The following is a 20671-nucleotide window of genomic DNA, read 5'->3' on the forward strand; positions in this document are numbered from 1 at the left end:
TCAGGTAATTCGAGATCCCTCCTGCGTCGGGATGACAAAAAAGAATATTTGACTATTTTAAGTTGAGTACTTACATAACTAGTATATGAAAATTAGGGCAGCCGTATTACACGAAATGGGCAAAGAACGCCCATACACCACGAGTAAACCGCTTATGATTCAGGAGCTTGACTTACAGGCCCCACAGGAGGATGAAGTGCTGGTGAAAATCAGAGCCGCTGGTCTGTGTCATTCCGATCTGTCGGTCATTGATGGGAACCGCCCGCGACAGATGCCGATGGCGCTTGGCCACGAAGCCGCCGGTGAGGTGGTCGAACTGGGGCCGGGTGTACACGATCTGGCCGTTGGCGATCATATCGTGTTTTCCTTTCTGCCCATTTGTGGTCATTGTATGCCTTGTATGACCGGACGCCCGGCGCTCTGCGAAAATGGATTGGCTGCCAACAACAAGGGAGAATTGATGAACGGAGGCATGCGCCTTCAGGACCAGCAGCAACATCCGGTTCATCACCATATGGGCGTGTCGGGTTTTGCCGAATACAGTGTGGTATCGCGTAAATCTATTGTCAGAATCGATCCAACCTTACCCTTCGATATTGCCGCCCTGTTTGGGTGCGCTATCATGACGGGTGTAGGAGCCGTAATCAATACCGCCAAACTAACGCTTGGCCAAACCGTACTCATTACGGGTATGGGCGGAATCGGCTTTGCTGCCCTGCTGGGTGCGTTGGCGGGTGGAGCCAGTAAAATTATTGTAGCCGATGTCAATAAAGACAAACTCGCCAAAGCGCTCGAACTGGGTGCCCATCATGTTGTTGATTCATCGGAAGCGAATGCGGTCGAGCAGGTGAAAGACCTCACACGTGGCGGTGTCGATATTGGATTTGAGTTTGCCGGGGTAGTTCCTGCGCTGGAGTTTACCTATAACGCAACCGGACGCGGTGGCAAGACCGTTACGGCAGGTTTACCCCACCCCAGTAAGATGTTACAGCTCTCTCCAACCAAACTGGTGGCCGATGAACGTACATTACAGGGTTCCTACATCGGTAGTTGTGTTCCGGCGCGGGATATTCCGGCTTACATTTCCCTCTACCAGGCCGGTCGCTTGCCCGTCGATAAACTAATGACGCACAAGATTCGTCTGGACGATATAAATGAAGGTTTCGAACGACTGGCGAAAGGAGAAGCTATCCGTCAGGTAATCACTTTTTAACGATGAACTCGATGATCACTTCTGAAGATCGTATGGTGCCCAATTCGCTTATCCGAACGCAGGGGTATGTGAACGGGAAATGGGTAAGTGCCGCTAGTGGGGCTACGTTCGATGTAACGAACCCAGCTACGGGTGAGGTGATTGCGTCCGTGACCGACATGGATCAGAGCGATGTGCGACAGGCCATTGAAGCGGCCCACGCAGCCTGGCCAGCCTTCCGTGATCTGACGGCCAAAGAGCGGTCGTCGATGCTCAAGAAATGGTTCGCGCTGATTCTGGAAAATAAAGACGAACTGGCCCGACTCATGACCATGGAGTGCGGTAAGGTAATCACCGAAAGCCGGGGCGAAGTGGACTATGGCGCATCGTTCATCGAGTGGTTTGCCGAAGAAGCCCGTCGCACCTACGGTGATGTGATTCCGGCCAACACCAGAGACAAACGGCTGGTTACCATCAAACAATCAATCGGAGTTGTTGCGACTATTACGCCCTGGAATTTTCCGTTGGCCATGATTACTCGCAAGGTCGGTCCGGCGCTGGCGGCTGGCTGCCCGGTCATTGTGAAGCCCCCGTCCGAAACGCCCTTGACGGCCTTGGCGGTGTCTGAACTGGCCGAAAAAGCAGGGTTTCCGCCGGGTGTGTACAACACGATCACCACCTCGAAAAACGCAGAGGTTGGCCTGGAGCTTTGCGAAAATAGCAAAGTACGTAAGCTATCGTTTACTGGCTCAACGGCAACGGGCAAACTTCTGATGAAGCAGTGCGCGTCGAATCTGAAAAAAATCTCGCTCGAACTCGGGGGTAATGCACCCTTTATTGTCTTTGAGGATGCTGACCTGGATGCCGCCGTGAAAGGGGCAATGGCCTCGAAGTTTCGCAACAGCGGCCAGACCTGCGTGTGCGTCAACCGCTTGTATGTGCATGATGCCGTCTACAATGCGTTCGTCGAAAAGCTATCGAAGGCGGTAGGAGCGTTGCAGGTAGGAAATGGGCTGGACGCTCAGTCGCAGATTGGCCCACTGATCAACGAAAAAGGTCTCGACAAAGTAAAACGCCATGTGGCCGATGCACTGGCTAAAGGGGCTCATGTGCATATGGGTGGGCATGAACTGGAAGGGCTATTTTTCCAGCCAACGATCCTGACCGATGCTACTGCCGATATGATTATCGCTCAGGATGAGGTATTTGGCCCTGTGGCCCCCATCTTCCGGTTTACCGATGAACAGGAGGTGATTCGGCAGGCCAACGATACCCCTTACGGACTGGCGTCTTATTTCTATAGCAAAGACATTAACCGTTGCTGGCGGGTGGCCGAAGCGCTGGATTATGGCATGGTTGGAATAAACGAAGGCATGATTTCGACCGAAGTGGCCCCTTTTGGGGGCGTTAAAGAATCTGGTATCGGGCGGGAAGGCTCCAAATACGGCATGGACTATTTCACCGAAATCAAATACATGTGCTTTGGGGGAATGTAAAGTCCTTTATATAGACAAAGGTTTAAAATGGTAGTTTTTGTCATCCCGACGAAGGAGGGATCTCAAACTACCACTACTAATAGTCAGGGAGTGTTGAGATCCCTCCTTCGTCGGGATGACAAATTCGCCAGTAAACGCAAACGAAACATGATTGAGCCTGTTTACAAGAATAAATCGACAACCGCGAGCCGTAAGTCGCTGATTCGCCAGTTGCTGCAAATTCCCGTTATCGTAGCGGCATTGGGTTACTTCGTCGACATCTACGACTTGCTGCTGTTCAGTATCGTACGGGTGCAAAGCCTCAAGGATTTGGGCGTTGCTGATGCTGACATGCTTCCAACGGGTATCTACCTCATCAATATGCAGATGGCGGGTCTGCTGGTCGGGGGTATTATCTGGGGCATTCTGGGTGATAAACGCGGGCGCCTGTCGGTCTTGTTTGGCTCCATCCTGATTTACTCGTTAGCTAATATTGCCAACGGCGTAGTTACCTCGGTCGATCAGTATGCGCTGCTTCGGTTCATAGCCGGTATTGGCCTGGCTGGCGAACTGGGGGCCGGTATCACGCTGGTGGCCGAAATTCTTCCAAAGGAAATTCGAGGGTATGGCACGTCGCTGGTAGCCTCGGTCGGGCTGTTGGGGGCCGTACTGGCCTACTTTATCGCCGATATGTTTGCCTGGCGAAATGCCTACTTCATTGGGGGAGGCTTAGGGCTTTTGTTGCTGCTGATGCGGGTAAGCGTGATTGAATCGGGCATTTTTACCAGCGTCAAAGAGCGGGAAACGGTGTCGAGGGGGAATTTTATGAAGTTATTTTCGTCCTGGGGGCAGTTTAGCAAGTACGTGCGCTGCATCCTGATCGGCCTTCCGGTCTGGTTTGTGGCCGGTATCCTGATGACGTTCTCACCCGAATTTGGAAAAGCCTTACATCTGAGTGAGCCTATCGTGGCCGGAAAAGCGGTTATGTGGGAATATATTGGCCTATCGATTGGCGATCTGTCTAGTGGGGTATTTAGCCAGTATATGAACAGTCGGAAGAAGGTACTGGCGATGTTTCTGTTACTGACCGCTACGTTGGTGGCGGTCTATCTGTACGTGCCGTTCCAGTCGGCCGCTGTGTTTTATGCCATCTGTGTGGGTTTAGGCGTTGGTGTAGGATACTGGGCCTTGTTTGTTACCATTGCCGCTGAGCAGTTTGGCACCAACCTCCGCGCTACCGTTGCGACGACTGTACCCAATTTTGTCCGGGGAAGCATCAATATTATGACGCCCTTATTTCTGCTTTTCAAAGGCGAACTGGGCATCATCAACGGGGCTGCTTTACTGGGTTTGCTGACCATTTCCATTGCGTATCTTGGGCTATGGAAAATGGAAGAAACATTTGGGAAAGACCTGGATTTTCTGGAAGACTGACTGGATCGCTATTCCCGCGTCTGTGAGTACATCGACACAGAAACAGCCCTTGACAACTACGATCCTGATCCGCTCTAAAAGTAATTAGCCATTCAGTAGTAAAACCTATTTGGCCTGCTTCTTTGGACAAGAAATGAAGTAAGCCTTACATACCAATGACCGTCGGACTTTTTATCCCTTGTTACGTCAATCAGTTTTATCCCAGCGCGGCTATTGCTACCCTGCAATTACTCCAAAAATTAGGGGTAAAGGTGGTCTATCCACCGCGTCAGACCTGTTGTGGCCAGCCGATGGCAAACTCAGGATTCGAACATCTGACGCAGGAGTGCAACAACCTGTTTCTGGAAAACTTTGCGGAGTTCGACTACATTGTAGCGCCTTCGGCCAGTTGTGTATTGCACGTGAAAGATCACCTGCACTCGACCGAAGATCCGGCCAAAGCGGAGCGGGTTCGGTCAAAAACGTATGAACTGGTGGAGTTTCTGACCGATGTACTTAAGGTCGATAAGCTGGCGGCCCGTTTTCCGCATAAAGTAGGCATTCACCAAAGCTGTCACGGATTACGCGGTCTACATCTGGCCCAGATGAGCGAACTCAATGCGGCTCCGTTTTCCAAGCCTGTTCGACTATTACATATGGTGGATGGGCTGGAGCTGGTCACGCTGGAGCGGCCCGACGAGTGCTGCGGGTTTGGTGGTACGTTCTGCGTAGCCGAAGAAGCCGTTTCGGTCAAGATGGGTAAAGATCGGGTATCGGACCACCTGCGGCACGGGGCTGAGTATATCACCTCGGTCGACCTATCCTGCCTGATGCACATGGAAGGTATTTTACAACGGAACAAGAGCGCTGTAAAAGCGGTACACATTGCTGAAATTTTAAACGCGACCCGGTAATGGAAAAAGTAGAAAAAGACCACGCAGCCCTGGCCGAAGAGTTTATCAAAGACGAAGAGCGGGTCGACTGGCACGATGGCGCCCTCTGGTGGATTCGGCAAAAGCGCGATATGGCGGCCAAAAACATACCGGAATGGGAAGCCTTACGCGAAGCGGCCTCACAGATCAAAAACAACGTGCTGTCGAACCTGCACGACTATCTGCTGGAATTTGAAGCCAACGTAACAAAGAATGGAATCAAGGTGCACTGGGCGGCTGATGCCGAGGAGCATAATGCCATTGTATACTCGATTCTGAAAGAAAAAGGCATCGAGCAGATGGTCAAGAGCAAATCCATGCTCACGGAAGAGTGTCATCTGAACGAGTACCTCATTGAGCGCGGCATCGACGTAATCAATTCCGACCTGGGCGAATACATTCAGCAGTTGGACAATGAGCCACCCAGCCACATTGTGCTGCCCTGCATTCATAAACGCAAAGAGGAAATCGGTGAGATTTTTCATGAGCATCTGGGCACCGAAAAAGGCGTATCGGACCCGACGACGCTCACCCGATTCGCCCGCCGACACCTGCGCAATGTGTTCGTAACGCGCCGGGCTGCGCTTACGGGTGTCAATTTTGCCGTCGCCGCAACGGGTGAATATGTCGTGTGTACCAACGAAGGCAATGCCGATATGGGTGCTCATTTGTCGGAGGTGCAGATTGCGTCGATGGGGATCGAAAAGATTATCCCGCAGAAGAAACACCTCGGTATTTTCCTGCGATTGCTGGCCCGTAGTGCTACCGGCCAACCGATTACGATTTATTCGAGCCATTTCAAAAAGCCGCGTGAAGGACAGGAAATGCACCTGATTCTGGTTGATATGGGCCGTAGTCGGCAGTTGGGTCGTCCCGATTTCCGGGATTCACTGAAATGTATCCGCTGCGGAAGTTGCATGAACACGTGCCCCGTATACCGGAAAAGTGGAGGGCTTAGTTACCACAATACCGTTGCCGGGCCAATTGGCGCTATTCTGGCTCCGAATCTGGATATGCGTAAACATGCCGATTTGCCTTTTGCATCCACCCTTTGTGGCTCCTGCTCAAACGTTTGTCCGGTCAAGATCAACATTCATGAGCAGTTGTATAAGTGGCGGCAGGTAATTGTGCAGGAAGGCTATGCGGCTAATACCAAAGTGTTGGGTATCAAGGCAATGGCCTGGACACTATCCTCGCCTACTTCGTATTCGACGATTGGCAAGGCCGGGCGGTGGGTTCTGAATAATATTCCATTTGCGGTCAACAACAAGTTCAACCCCTGGTACAGGCAGCGTGATATGCCCGATAGCCCAAAAGAGTCATTCGGGGAGTGGTATGCGAAAAATGAAAAGAAATAGGTTTACGGTAAGCTGGCCCTATGGCGGTTGCTAAATTACTAAAATGGTAATTGATTGAGAGGGGCTAATTGTAGCTTTTGTCATCCCGACGCAGGAGGGATCTCAAGCGTGGAGCAGATCGAGATCCCTCCTGCGTCGGGATGACAAAAGTGAATAAACTATTTTAGATTAAGTAGTTATGAGTACGAGAGAACGAATACTAGCTGATGTGTTAAAAAACCAGCCTTCGGCCAGCCCATTGCCTGATATGAGTGCCTTCAAAGGGAAGAATCAGGATGTTGTTGCGACCTATTGTGAGGTGTTTACCGGAATTGGTGGTAAAGCCTTTCGGGTTAAAAGTTTTGCCGAAATCAAACACCTGATTGCCGAACAGTTTGATACAGCCCAACGCATCATTACGTCCCTGGCTGAGCTGAGCGATTCGTTTGAAACGTTATCGACGGATGTTGACCCCCATACATTCGATGATGTTGACGTAGCCGTGATTGAGGCCGAACTGGCCGTTGCCGAAAATGGCGCTGTCTGGCTACCCGAACAGCGCATGGGACAGCGTATTGTACCGTATATCTGCCAGCATCTGGCGGTGGTCATACCTACTGAACGAATCGTTCCCACGCTCCATGAAGCCTATGCAAAAATCGGTGAGGGCGATTACGGCTTTGCGGCTTTTATTGGTGGCCCCTCGAAAACCGCCGACATCGAACAGGCATTAGTGTTGGGCGCACACGGCCCCATCTCAATGACCGTATTTGTACTGGAATAAACACCTCCTATTTGCATTACACCGCAAAGGCGCAAAGAGTAGTTAGTCATCCCTTGCGCCTATAGCGTCCTCGCGGTTATTTCTTTCATCCATTTTACACTTTTGGCTATGCTAACTCACTTAATCTCCATTCGTGACAACCTGAACGAAACTTATTCCGACGTATATACCCATGAGGTAATCGATGCCCTTTCAGCCCTGGCACCGTTTAACAAGCGTATTAAGGAGGTGATGGATAGTCGGATGAAACGCCGTGCCGCTCGTCAGGAATCAAAAACCCGGATTAGCTTTCTGGAGCCCGAAAGCCTGATTCCTGGTACATCCATTAAGGTGCAGGATGCCCGCGACGGGAAATTTGAAGGAGCCGCCATTCCGACTGATTTACAGCGACAGTGGATACAGGGAACTGGCCCGGCAGCAAAACCCAATGCACCCGTCGAGAGCAGCATTCGAAATGTGGCGTATGCGTTGCTGTCGGGGCAGACGGCTGGATGTTCGATGGCGAAGACGCGCTGGGTCAGATTACCACCATGTCGCTCGATAACCAGCGTAACCTGAAACTAGCCATCCATAAAGACCCGATTTTCTTAAAAGTAGCTGAGCAGGTTGCTGCCGAAATGAACAAATGGGCCGAGTCGTTTCTGGGCCGAAAAACGATTGCCAACTGGGAAGAACAGCTCAATTTTACCACCAAAATTTTCCGGGCGCGGGGCCTTCACCTCGATGACCGCCATATTCGGGATGAGGATGGTGTTGCGATGGCCGCTTCGATAGTCGATGCCACACTGTATGTCGTGAACAATTATCAGGCGTTGCAACAGGCGGGGGCTTCTATCGTGATGTACCTGCCTAAAATCCAGACGGCTGAAGAAGCAGGTGTGTGGAATGAACTACTTAGCGCCCTTGAAACCCATCTTGGCTTGCCCGTTGGCACCATCAGAGTATACGTACTGGTCGAGCAATTGGAAGCTACGCACCAGTTGATGGAAATTCGGGCAGCACTGGGAAAACATTTTGTTGGCTTCAACACGGGCCGATGGGATTACATCAACAGTGTGTCGGATGCCATGGCCTGGGATAACACCTTTATCAATCCGAATATCGAAGCCATTACAATGACCTACGGCTACATGCGAAACTACGAAGACCGCGTTCGCCGGGCCGTCAATACGCCGGATCTCAACGGCAATTTTGCGCTTTGGCAGGGAGGCATGGAGCCGAATATTCCGGTGGGTTCCGAAGCGGGTGTATCGGCTAGTATGGCAAAGGCTGTGGCTGGTGCCGAACGCGAACAGCGCGAAGGGGCCAGCGGCAAATGGGTCGCTCACTGGAAAATGGTACACATCGTCCGGCCTGTCTGGGAAAAAGTGGGCGAAGCCAACCAGCTCGGGCGTTCGTTCCCGCCACTCACCTACACTCAGGCCGATGCGGATGGGTTGATCCTGATCGAACCCGCCCCCCGTGATATTCGCGGAGCGCGTAACCTGCTGAGTGTGGCCCTGCAATACGGAAATGCCTTCGGGCAGGGGATGCAGGCAGCCGCCCTGAAAGCCGCTGATTTCTTTGGTAACGACGATATTCTGTATCTGATGGAAGATATGGCGACGGGCGAAATTCGACTGAGTATTTTGTGGGAGTGGCTGCACAAAGGCGCTGTTCTGACCGAAGACGATCCTGACATTGGCGTTAAAGCGGGGGATATGTTTTCCGAGGACCTGTTCAACACCTTGCTGGAGCAAGAATATGATAAGTTGCTGGAAGCCAGCAATAAGGATGTATTCGATGCGTCGAAAAGTACAACCTTGCCAATTGCCAAGGAAATCGCGACGGTTTATGTAGTAAGCCCTGAAAAAGCGCCCTGGTTTATCGATCTGCTCAATATCAATCTGAATAACATGGATTTGGCAGAAGCACAGGACCGTATCCGATTATACATGGACACGCTGGTCAACCAGGGAAAACGGATCACTGAAAATCTCGATTTTGCAGTGAGTTAATTTCTTAACAGCCAGACGTAAAGCCAACGAGGGTAACACTCCGACTAATCAGGAGTCCTACCCTCGTTGGCTTTAATTGTGTTTTAATCACCTATACATCTTATATCTGTCATATACTATTAATTATAAAAATTATGCAACCGATTGCAAATGATAAATTTATTGTGATATTTGTGCTAAGAAAAATGATACCAGATTTCGTCAACATACGCGTAGAAGCTGATTAGAGTAGTCAATATAATTAATTGATAGTTTATCAAATTTGTAACATACTGTGTCGATAGGTAAATAAATAAGAAGTGATTTTCGGCTATGTATAGTTACAGGTCTACTTTTGGAGATTTTAGTAGCTAATAGAATGCGTACGCATTCTGATTTGGAGATTATATATCCTGTTCAACCATTCTAACCCCTTTGTTTGCCTATGCCAATAGCATAATGTATACACATAAAAAAAGTCAGTAATGCGCCAACATTACTGACTCACTAAGTAATCCCCCTGTACAATCGCGAGAAAGACGTCCGTAAAACGGATGCAGGGATTTTTTTGCCGTTGCTAAACCGACAAACCCTTAAAATTATGTCAAACCACCTACAATTCCATGCGTTAGTGATTAAAATCGTGAGGCAGGGTTTTGCACTGGTCGTTTTAATCAATTGCCTGATTACGACGACCTGGGCCAGGCCTGCCGATCAGCCGGTAACAGGTACTGTACTGGATGAAAAAGGAAGCCCTTTAGTGGGCGTAAATATTCAGATCAAGGGAACCACACGCGGTACAGCCAGCGATGCCCGAGGCACATACCGCATTGATGTACCCAATGGAAGCTCTGTGCTGGTATTCAGCTATATCGGTTATAAAAAGCAGGAAATCACAGTGGGTAACCAGAGTGTAGTCAATGTATCGCTGGAATCGGATGCCGGTGCGCTCGAAGAGGTAGTTGTTGTTGGCTACGGTACGCAGAAACGCTCTTCACTGACGGGCGCTGTATCGACCGTAACCCCCAAAGAATTAACCGCTCTGCCCGTGCCTAACGTAGCCTCAGCCCTTCAGGGACGAGTGCCGGGCGTATCTGTCGTGAACAATGGTGGACCGGGGAGTTCGCCCATCGTACAAATTCGCGGTATCGGTTCAATCAGCTACGGGTCAGGCCCATTATATGTGATCGATGGCGTACCCACCGGCGATCTGAATAGCTTCAATACCAATGATATTGAGTCGCTGGAAGTATTGAAAGACGCTAGTTCGGCGGCTATTTATGGTTCGCGGGCGGCTAATGGGGTTATTCTGATTACGACCAAGAAAGGTGGTCGAGACAGCAAAATTCGCATCACGCTGGATTCGTACGTGGGTACGCAGAGTGCATCGCATAAAATTGATGTGCTGAACCGGGATCAGTATGTGCAGTACGCTAAAGCCCTGACATCCAACGCCGGTATCGCCTTGCCTTCTCGGTTGAATAACCTGAATACGCCCATCTACGACGGCGCTACACAAACCTTTGCGCAGACAGAAACCAACTGGCAAAACGAGCTTTTCCGTAACGCACCCATTGCTCAGCATCAGCTTTCGCTGTCGGGGGTAATGCGGTATCCCGGTTCTTTGCATCGGGTAGCTATTTCAAACAAGATGGTATAATGGTCGGAACCGACTTTGAACGCGGTTCGCTACGGCTCAATTCCGACCATCAGGTAGCCAAATTCCTGTCGATTGGCCAGACGTTGACGGCTGCCTACAGTAACCAGCGGGGCGAGACCACCGGCGATCGGTCGCAATTGATGCACGCCCTTCGGATGATGCCGTACTGGCCAACAACGGACCCGACGAAAGTAGGAGGGTATAGTGCGCCAACGGCCGCCGATGGTTCAGACCCTGAAAACCCCCTTCGGGCACCGGCTATGGATATTAGTCGGACGAAGTTCCTGAAAGCCTTTGCTACTGTCTATGCGGATGTTCGGCTGACGAGTTTCCTCAAATATCGATTCAACTACGGCGTCGATCTGGCCTTCTCGAATGGTAGTACGTTCAACCCGATCTATAATGATGGGTATATCCAGCGGGTATCGTCTACGGTTTCGCAATCGCGCAACACGAATATTACGCAGACGATTACCAATCAGCTTTCGTTCGATAAAACGTTTGGTAAGCACAACATTACGGCTGTGGCTGTAGCTGAAACTCAGAAAGTGCTCTTAACGGGTATGACAGGATCGGGCAACCGACCTAACAATGATCTGGATGTGATTCAGGGGATAAGCAACCCATCCGTTAGTAGCTCTCGGTCTGAAATCGATCTGATCTCGTATGTGGGCCGTGTCAATTACGATTATGCAGGCAAGTATTTACTGAGTGCGTCGATTCGGCGGGATGGATCTTCCTTATTTGCACCAGGTAAAAAGTGGGGTAACTTCCCATCGGCTTCGGTTGGCTGGCGTATCAATCAGGAAAACTTCATGAAGGATATCCCAAATCTGTCGGAACTCAAGCTGCGGGTTAGCTATGGAAAGACAGGTTTCAATGGCATACCTAACTACGCCTGGCAATCGCTTGTATCGGCTGATGCAACCCAGTACCCATTTGGCTCATCGACCAGCCTGGGATCGTTTTTTAACGCATTGGGCAACACCGAATTGCAGTGGGAAACGACCGACATGGTTAACGGGGGTGTCGATCTGGGGCTGTTCAATAATAAAATCACGTTCACGGCTGAAGTCTATAACCGATTCACCGACGGGCTTATTCTGGGCGTCCCCATTCCAAACTCGATTGGCTATAGCAATGCGCCAGTGGCCAACATCGGCAGTATGAAAAACTGGGGGTACGAATTCCAGGCGGGCTATAACTACGCAAAAGGTGATTTTCGTGGAAACGTGTCGGCCAATATCGGTATTACCCGCAACCGGGTACTGAATCTGGCGACACCGACCGCAGCCATCTACGCAGGCTCGAATGCTGACTACGGCGGAGCCGATATTACCAAAACCGAAGCGGGTCAACCCATTCAGTCGTTCTATGGCTATGTAGTCGATGGCATTTTCAAGTCAGTCGACGAAGTATACAGTGCACCTATTCAGAACCGACCAGCTTCGCGCGATGCCGATAATCCGGCCAAAAACACGTCGGCGGGTGATATTCGCTTCAAAGACCTGAACGGTGATGGTAAAATCGATGCCAACGACCGGACCTACCTGGGAAGCTACCTGCCGAAGTTTAACTACGGAGCCAACTTTACGGGAAACTACAAAAACTTCGACTTTACCTTGTATTTGCAGGGCACCTACGGCAACAAGATTTACAACGGTACGAAAGTCGTTACACAGGGTATGCTACGGTTGTTTAATGCAGGCCCGGCCGTGTTAAATGCTTGGACGCCAACCAATACCAATACCGACGTGCCACGGGCCGTAGCGGGTGATCCGAACAACAACAGTCGTACATCGGATCGGTTCATTGAAGATGGTTCGTACATGCGTGTCAAAAACCTGACCGTTGGCTATTCTATTCCAGCCAAGGCATTAGGAAGCCTGACCAGTGGTGTAGTGAACAAAGTTCGGGTGTATGTATCGAGTCAGAACTTGCTGACATTTACCAAATACACGGGTTATGACCCGGAAATTGGTTCGCGTAACAACACTTTACTGCGAAATGGTATCGACTACGCAAACTACCCGCAGGCACGTACCTTGCTGGCAGGTCTTCAGATTACGTTCTAACCGACTTTAACGACTTTAACGCATACGTTTTCTATGAAAAGGCACTATTTCTCAATTGGTGTTTTATTGCTGGGCCTGGCGGTTGGGTGTAATGAAAAAAGCCTCGACCAGTTAAACCCCAACGCGGTTACGACCGACAGTTATTTTCAAAACGATGTTCAAATCAGGAGTGCAGTCAATGGGGTTTATGCTGCCCTTCAATCGACAAACCTGGTCGCTCGTGAGTGGTTTTTTACCCACGATCTGCGCTCTGATGATGTAGCGGCAGGCGGAGGGCAACTCGAAACTCCGCGTAACCAATTGTTGCTAGGTGTTCATAGCACCGATAATTCACTGGTAAGTTCGGTCTGGACAGGCGCATACCGGATTATTCACCGGGCCAATGTGGTGATAGACAAAGCTGCCGCGGCCAAAGCGCTAACCGCCAGTGTCGCTACTCAGGCCGTGGGCGAAGCTAAGTTTCTGCGGGCCTGGGCTTATTTCGAACTGGTGAGCATGTGGGGCGGGGTGCCGCTCTATAAAAACTACGTTACGTCGGTAGCGGGTTCCTTACCACGCGCGTCGGAAGGCGATGTCTATGCGTTTATTATTGCTGATCTGAAAGCAGCTCAGGATGCATTACCAGCTACCTACGATGCGGCCAATCAGGGCCGAGCTACCAAAGGGGCTGCGCAGATGCTTCTGGCGCGGGTTTATATGCAACAGGGCGACTATACCAATGCCAAGACCGAACTTCAGAAAATCATTAGCTCTGGAAACTATGCTCTAGTGGATGAGTATAATGACAATTTTACGGAGGAAGGCGAGTTCAATAAAGAGTCGATCTGGGAAGTGAACTTCCTGCCATCAGGCGGTAATTTCAACTGGAATGGCGATGGCGATGGAACGGCAGGAGCCGAAGAAACCGTTCGAACGCAGGAGTATTCGGGCATTGGCTGGCGGAACATTATTCCTTCGAATAGTCTGCTGGCCGAGTTCGAACGGCCCAGCAAAGGCGACGCAAAGATGGATCCTCGCTATGCAAAATCGGTTTATACGACTGGCGATAAGTATAACAAAGATCAGACGATACTGACCGACGAAATACAGAACGGCAATAGCTCAACCGTTGATGGTAAAGTGCAAAAAGTTAGCTGGCGGAAATTTACGCTGATGTACAAAGCCGGTACGTCAACAACGGGTGGTATTAATCAGCGGATTATGCGCTATGCCGAAACGTTGCTGTCGATGGCTGAATGTGAAAACGAACTGGGCAATTTGACCAGTGCGGTTTCCTATCTGAACATGATTCGAAGCCGCCCAAGTGTAGCTATGCCCGCTTACCCAACGGCCAACTACCCCGTATCGACTAAAGATCAGGTATTCACGGCTATTGTACACGAACGGCGGATTGAACTGAATGGCGAAGAAATTCGGAACCGCGATATTCTGCGCTGGCGGAAGCTGGGTAAACTGAAAACTGAGCCTATTGCCTATTTCCAGAAAGGCAAACACGAATTGCTGCCTATTCCTCAGCAGGAAATTGACAACAACCCGAACATCGGCCTGAAAGGTCAGAATCCTGGTTATTAAACCTTTTTTGTCATCCCGACGAAGGAGGGATCTCTAGAGCGGGCGATTCAATGGGCTTACCCAAAGATCCCTCCTTCGTCGGGATGACAAAAAGAGCCTCTTCCTGAATTGAAAAGAAGAGATTGGATGACTTTACTTACTATTATACAATGACATCGGTTATGCCGGTGTCATTGTTATATTAAAGAGAACCAAAATGCTTTCTATGAGACGTATCCGGTTGTGGACGTTTGGATTACTGGTCAGTGGTTTGATGGTGAGCTGTCATCAATCGGCACCGACGCGATTTGAGCGGCTTTCCAGTGATCATACCCACATCACGTTTACCAACACCTTAACCCCTACAGAACAGTTAAATGGCTTTACGTTCACAAATTTCTACAACGGTGGGGGCGTAGGCATAGGTGACGTCAACAATGATGGGCTGGTAGACCTGGTTTTTACGGGCAATCAGGTGAGTTGTCATCTGTATCTGAATCAGGGTAAGCAGGGCGAGAAGGCCTTTTCGTTTGAGGATATTACCCAATCGGCTGGTTTAACAACCAATCGCTGGTGTTCGGGCGTGGCGATGGTCGATGTCAATCAGGATGGCTGGCTGGATATGTACGTCTCCGTTGCCAGTCACCCAGCGCTTAAGCGGACCGAAAATCTGCTGTTTATCAATCAGGGTTTAAAAAATGGTAAGCCCGTTTTCAAGGAAATGGCTACCGAGTATGGACTGGCCGACCCCGCTTTCACAACCCAGTCCGCTTTTTTTGATTACGACCGGGATGGTGACCTGGATGTTTTTCTGCTCAATACGGCTCCCGATTTTCAGAACCCTGCCCACGTTCGCCCGGTTGTAGCGGATGGATCACACCCGAGCACGGGTAAATTGTATCGTAACGAGGGAGCAGGGACCAAAGGGCATCCGGTTTTTAAAGACGTTTCGAAAGAAGCCGGGATTACCTACGATGAGCTAGGCTTGGGCTTGGTTATCAGTGATTTTAATAAAGACGGTTTCCCTGATATTTATTGCTCCAACGACTTTACCAGCAGCGACATCCTGTATCTCAACGATGGTGAAGGACATTTTACCAATGTAATCAAACAGGCGACCACACATACGAGTATGTATGGCATGGGCGTCGATGCAGCCGATCTGAACAATGATGGATTCCCCGATCTGATGCAACTGGACATGCTACCGAAAGAAAATGACCGACTTAAAATGATGCTGGGCGGGCAGGACTATGATCGGAAGCAGATGAGTATTTCGCCCCAGTTTGGCCATCAGATGCAATACATGCGTAACTCACTCCAGATGAATTTGGGTGTAGGACAAAGTGCAGAGGGCTTGGAGAAGAAGGGAAAAAATGTTCCGCTTTTTTCGGAAGTAGGGCTGATGGCCGGTGTGGCACAAACCGACTGGAGTTGGGCAACCTTGCTGGCCGATTTCGATAACGACGGACGGAAGGATATATACGTAACGAACGGTTATCGGAAAAACGTTACCGACCGCGATTTTATCAATTTTACCGAAGACTTTTCGGGTTTTGGTACTACTGAATTTAATACAAAGAAACGCCTGGAGCTGCTCGACAAGGTTCCTGAGATCCCGCTGGCTCATTACGCCTTCCATAATAAAGAAGACGGAAGCTTCGAGGATGTGTCCCAAAACTGGGGATTACATGACGAGTCTTACGCGAATGGAGCCGCTTATGCCGATTTCGACAATGATGGTGATCTGGATCTGGCCGTAAACAACGTGGATGGCGAAGCTTTTATTTACCGGAATCAGAGCCGGGAACAGAACCCGACCGATCATTACCTGACCATTTCCTTGCAGGGAAGTCCGACAAATCGTCAGGGTGTTGGCACTAAGGTAACACTCTGGTCTGGCGAAACGATGCAGTACAGTGAAGCAACGGTCATCAGAGGGTATTTGTCATCGGTAGATCCCCGACTCCATATAGGCCTGGGAAAAAGCACTATAATTGATTCGCTACGCATCGAATGGCCCGACGGGCGAGTAGAGATAAAACGAAACCTACCAGCCAACCAGGTACTTACGCTTTCACAGGATCAGGCATCTTCGGGCAATAAGCCTGTGTTTTATAAAAAGACAAATTCACTCTTTACGGATGTAACGGACCAGTATACCATTGATTTTGCCCATACTGAGTCGGACTTTGTCGATTTTAAACAGACGGCGGCTATGCATAAAATGTTGTCTCGATCAGGCTTTGCGCTGGCGGTTGGCGATGTCAATGCCGACGGCCTGGACGATTGTTTTATGGGCGGCTCGTACCGGGGTAGTCCATCCTGTCTGTTCTGGCAAACGGCAGGTGGTGGATTTGTAAAGCGTGCTTTTCCTGCTACTGCCGATCAGGAAGCAACCAGCGCCTTATTTTTTGATGCCGACGGCGATACGGATCTGGATTTATATGTAGTGTATGGCGGAAACGAACGCCCAGCGACCGAAAAGGCATTTTATCAGAATCAATTGTTTATCAACAATGGAAAAGGCGATTTTAACCCAGCTCCTGCCGGAACCTTACCGGATGTATCGGGTAGCGGCTCCTGTGTAGTCGCTGCCGATTTCGACCACGATGGCGACCAGGACCTGTTTGTAGGTGGCCGTCAGATACCGGGGAAGTATCCACTACCAGCCCGCAGCTATCTGCTTCGAAACGATCAGACGGCGCAGGGGCGTCGCTTTGTGGATGTGACCCAGCAACTAAACCCATCACTGATGCAGGCGGGTATGGTTTGTTCGGCACTATGGTCTGATTACGACCGGGATGGCTGGGCGGACCTCCTATTGGCAGGCGAATGGATGCCCCTTACGATCTATAAAAACAGCAAAGGCTCCTTTCAGGCGTCGAAACCGATTCAACTCCCCAACTCATCGGGTTGGTGGAATAGCCTCGCCCAGGGCGATTTCGATCAGGACGGCGATCTGGATTACATAGCGGGTAATGAGGGGCTAAATACACTCTATCGCGCTTCGGAGCAGGAGCCTGTCACCATCATGGCGAAGGATTTTAACAACGATGGCACTATGGACCCGCTGATGGGCTACTACATCAATGGGGTATGTTACCCGGCTGTACCGCGCGATGCCTTGAATCAACAGGTTATTCAGTTCCGACGGAAATACCAGCGTTTTGCGGATTACGCGGCTGTCAGGTTCGATCAGTTGTTTACGGACGACGATAGGAGTGGGGCGTATGAAGCCAGGGCTACTTATCTGCAAAGTGCCTACATCGAAAACCTGGGCCAGGGAAAGTTTGCGATTCATGCCTTACCTCGCATGGCTCAGGCTGCTCCCGTTTTTGGTATTGTTGTCCATGATGTCAATCAGGATGGTTGGCTGGATGCTGTATTGACCGGAAACTTTTATCCGAACGAAGTAAACATGGGTCGCGAAGATGCCTCCGTGGGCGTTGTTCTACTAGGCGATGGGCGCGGTCATTTTCAACCCCTGAGTCCGGCCGAGAGCGGATTAGTGATTCGGGGCGACTCCCGAACATCAGCTTTATTGACCGGAAAAAATAAAGAAATGTTGCTGATAACGGCTATAAATTCGCAGGGTATACGGCTCAATCGTTGTTTAATGCCTGATAAAAGGCAAGCAGAGGAACTTATATCAACGAAATAATGGGTGTTTGATCAAGCTGGTTAATCTGTTTTAATACACTGTACTGAAAAGTATTTTGTCATTCCGACGAAAGAGGAATCTCAAGATTTACTGATTTGAGAGTAATGGAATCTTAAGATTCCTCTTTCGTCGGAATGACAAAAAAATACTAGAAACTCAGTTTATGGCGTAATGGTTTCCAGCGATCCATCCGGGTTCCGTTTCAGTTCCCGTACCTTGATGTTGCGCAGATGCGTTTTGCCAGATAGTTCTACATCGTGGTAGAAAATGTACCATTTGCCCTGAAACTCTACGATAGAATGGTGTGTAGTCCAGCCCGTCACAGGTTTCATCAGCACTCCCTGATAGGTGAACGGACCGTATGGCGATTTGCTGGTGGCATATACCAGTAAGTGTGTATCGCCCGTCGAGTACGAGAAGTAATAGGTACCCTTGTATTTATGCATCCAGCCTCCTTCAAAGAACCGTCGATCATGATCGCCCCCAAGTAGTGGCTTACCCGCTTTGTCGACGATCACCAGATCTTTGAGCGGTTCATCGAACTTAAGCATATCCTTACTCATGCGTGCAACTTTAGCATTTAAGGCAGGTTCGTTATCTTTTTTTAGGTCCGTTTTCAGGCTACTGTCATACTTTCCTGTGTGCCAGCGTTGCAATTGCCCTCCCCAAATGCCGCCGAGGTACATATATGATTTGCCATCGGTATCAGTAAATACGGCTGGGTCGATGCTATAGCTACCAGGAATAGGAGCTGGTTCGGCCTTAAACGGGCCCACGGGCGATTTGCTGGTGGCTACACCAATGCGAAAAACGTCCTTTTTGTCCTTTACGGGAAAATAGAGGTAGTACATACCATTTTTATAGGCGGCATCAGGAGCCCACATCTGCCGCCCTGCCCAGGGAACGTCTTTAATGTCGAGCGCAACGCCATGATCGGTCACTTTGCCACCAATTTTGTCCATCGAAAAAACGTGGTAGTCACGCATGTTGAAATGGCCACCTTCATCATCCTGGGGCACGTTGGCTTCAATATCGTGCGATGGATAGATGTAAATTTTACCGTTGAACACATGGGCCGATGGGTCGGCTGTGTAAATGTCCGTCACGAGTGGTTTCGGCTTTGCCGAACTGGAAACCGGATTCTGGCAAATACCGGATTGGATGGCCAAAAGTGCCAGGCCAGCCGTAGCGATAATGAGTTTGGTTGGACTAATCATAGACTAAGAATAGGTAAGGAATTGTACGGTAAGAATAGCAGCAAGTACCTTTGCCGGCTCTTATAGAGCTTTGGTCCGCTGAGACGACTGCCTGATAATCAGTTCGTAGTTCAACAGAATACTGTTGGTTGTGTTCAGATGGAGCAGGCCATTCAGGTGATTGATCAGCGTTTGGGCAGCAATCTCACCCATTTCCTGTCCAGGGTAGTGAATCGTCGAAAGGTTAGGTTCTACAACCTGAGAGACTGGATCATTATTAAAGCCTACCACGGCAATATCGGCCGGAATGGCAAATCCATACTGGCGTAACGCGCCCATGCAACTGGCCGCACAGAAATCGCTGACAACAAAAAGCCCATCGGGAGGGCTAGCCATCTGACGGATATGACTGGCCATATCCAGCCCTGCCTGACGCGTTAGGTCAGTGAGTTGAATAAGTTCGTCGGAAATCGGAATCCCACGGTCGACTAGGGCCATTTTATAGCCTTTGAGCCGATCGGCATATACATTTCGCTTGATGTTACCCGTTACGTGCATTACCTGCTTGCATCCCTGGTCGAGAAGATGCATCGTAGCATCGTAACCTGCCTTTACATTATCGATGACAATATTGGTGCAATTCTTCTGCGGCATCACCCGGTCGAATAGAATCATCGGAATGCCTTTACGGAAGAATGTATTAAAATGCTCAAGATCGTCAGTATCGGCGGCTAAAGAAACCAGTAATCCATCGACCCGGCTATCGAACATCGTTTTAGCATTCGCAACCTCTTTCTTAACCGATTCCAGCGATTGACTGATAATCAGATTGTAATTACTCTTATTGGCTATTTTCTCCATGCCGGCCAATACGGTCGACATAAACGCACTATCAAGACGGGGTACAATTACACCGATGGTATTGGTTCGTTGACGGCGTAGATTGCTGGCGAATAGATTGGAACGATAGCCCATCTCCTTTGCCTTACTGGTAATGAGGCTCTTTGTCGAAGAGCTAATAGCAGGATGGTCATTTAATGCCCTGCTTACCGTAGCAGGGGATAACTCAAGGAGTTTAGCAATGTCATAAATCGTTACATCTTTCTGCATTGTTGCGGTGGGTTTATCAATGCGTTGCAATCGGTTGAAATGATCCAGTTTTTAGCCAAAGAGATCTATTAAATCATCATTTGAAAACGAAATACAACAATGTATGTTGAGAAAAGTGAAGTGTTATCAGGAATATGTGCAATAATACGAAAAATTAGAGAACGGACTATTTTCATGATTCTTTTTATGCAACCGATTGCTTTTTCGAAAAATTAGCAGAAATTTATCCACAGATCGTCTAGACCATGATGTAAAGGAGGTAGACGATCTATCTCTTTTTTTAGATTTATCATAGGTTAAATGCCA

Annotated in this window: 14 protein-coding genes; 12 read left to right on the forward strand and 2 right to left on the reverse strand. The window is 49.5% G+C overall.

The genetic code is table 11. The features are described from left to right. Positions 1-85: 85 nt before the first annotated feature. The 12 genes from B5M13_RS03715 (at position 86) to B5M13_RS03760 (ending at position 18059) form a co-directional block, all read left to right on the forward strand. Positions 86-1213, forward strand: a complete 1128-nt coding sequence (locus B5M13_RS03715; RefSeq protein WP_080054361.1) for a zinc-dependent alcohol dehydrogenase family protein — start codon at positions 86-88, stop codon at positions 1211-1213. Between the two features lie 11 nt (positions 1214-1224). Next, positions 1225-2688 carry an NAD-dependent succinate-semialdehyde dehydrogenase gene (locus B5M13_RS03720; protein WP_080059781.1) on the forward strand — a complete coding sequence of 488 codons (1464 nt, stop codon included), beginning with the start codon at positions 1225-1227 and terminating at the stop codon, positions 2686-2688. A gap of 147 nt (positions 2689-2835) precedes the next feature. Further along, a complete protein-coding gene (locus tag B5M13_RS03725; RefSeq protein ID WP_080054362.1) occupies positions 2836-4101 on the forward strand; it encodes an MFS transporter in 1266 nt (421 codons plus the stop codon). A 155-nt stretch (positions 4102-4256) separates the two neighbouring features. Then, positions 4257-4994 carry a (Fe-S)-binding protein gene (locus B5M13_RS03730; RefSeq protein ID WP_080054363.1) on the forward strand — a complete coding sequence of 246 codons (738 nt, stop codon included), beginning with the start codon at positions 4257-4259 and terminating at the stop codon, positions 4992-4994. Next, positions 4994-6370, forward strand: a complete 1377-nt coding sequence (locus B5M13_RS03735) for a lactate utilization protein B (RefSeq protein ID WP_080054364.1) — start codon at positions 4994-4996, stop codon at positions 6368-6370. The genes B5M13_RS03730 and B5M13_RS03735 overlap by 1 nt, the downstream gene beginning before the upstream one ends. Before the next feature lie 178 nt (positions 6371-6548). After that, a complete protein-coding gene (locus B5M13_RS03740) occupies positions 6549-7133 on the forward strand; it encodes a LutC/YkgG family protein (RefSeq protein WP_080054365.1) in 585 nt (194 codons plus the stop codon). A 108-nt stretch (positions 7134-7241) separates the two neighbouring features. Then, entirely contained in the window at positions 7242-7691 is a 450-nt protein-coding gene (locus B5M13_RS33955) for an aldolase/citrate lyase/malate synthase family protein (protein WP_245859751.1), read from the forward strand. Beyond that, positions 7625-9130, forward strand: coding sequence for an aldolase/citrate lyase/malate synthase family protein (locus B5M13_RS03745; RefSeq protein ID WP_245859753.1), 1506 nt, complete (start codon positions 7625-7627; stop codon positions 9128-9130). Before B5M13_RS33955 ends, B5M13_RS03745 begins: the two co-directional genes overlap by 67 nt. A 580-nt stretch (positions 9131-9710) precedes the next feature. Then, positions 9711-10769, forward strand: coding sequence for a TonB-dependent receptor plug domain-containing protein (locus B5M13_RS33960; RefSeq protein WP_245859760.1), 1059 nt, complete (start codon positions 9711-9713; stop codon positions 10767-10769). Continuing rightward, positions 10766-12844, forward strand: a complete 2079-nt coding sequence (locus B5M13_RS03750; protein WP_245860040.1) for a SusC/RagA family TonB-linked outer membrane protein — start codon at positions 10766-10768, stop codon at positions 12842-12844. Before B5M13_RS33960 ends, B5M13_RS03750 begins: the two co-directional genes overlap by 4 nt. A 33-nt stretch (positions 12845-12877) precedes the next feature. Continuing rightward, positions 12878-14416 (forward strand): RagB/SusD family nutrient uptake outer membrane protein, encoded by a 1539-nt coding sequence (locus tag B5M13_RS03755; RefSeq protein WP_080054366.1) that lies wholly within the window; start codon positions 12878-12880, stop codon positions 14414-14416. Positions 14417-14621: 205 nt separating this feature from the next. Then, the gene (locus B5M13_RS03760) at positions 14622-18059 is read left to right on the forward strand and encodes a VCBS repeat-containing protein (RefSeq protein ID WP_080054367.1); all 3438 of its coding nucleotides are present in this window, start codon (positions 14622-14624) and stop codon (positions 18057-18059) included. A gap of 161 nt (positions 18060-18220) precedes the next feature. On the opposite strand, the gene B5M13_RS03765 is transcribed toward B5M13_RS03760, so the two are convergent. Both B5M13_RS03765 and B5M13_RS03770 read right to left on the reverse strand, forming a co-directional pair. Beyond that, complete coding sequence (locus tag B5M13_RS03765) at positions 18221-19276, reverse strand: glycoside hydrolase family 43 protein (protein ID WP_080054368.1); 1056 nt, start codon at positions 19274-19276, stop codon at positions 18221-18223. A gap of 60 nt (positions 19277-19336) precedes the next feature. Then, a complete protein-coding gene (locus B5M13_RS03770) occupies positions 19337-20365 on the reverse strand; it encodes a LacI family DNA-binding transcriptional regulator (RefSeq protein ID WP_080054369.1) in 1029 nt (342 codons plus the stop codon). Positions 20366-20671 lie beyond the last annotated feature (306 nt).

It is taken from the genome of Spirosoma aerolatum (genome assembly GCF_002056795.1).
In the GTDB taxonomy this organism is placed as follows: domain Bacteria; phylum Bacteroidota; class Bacteroidia; order Cytophagales; family Spirosomataceae; genus Spirosoma; species Spirosoma aerolatum.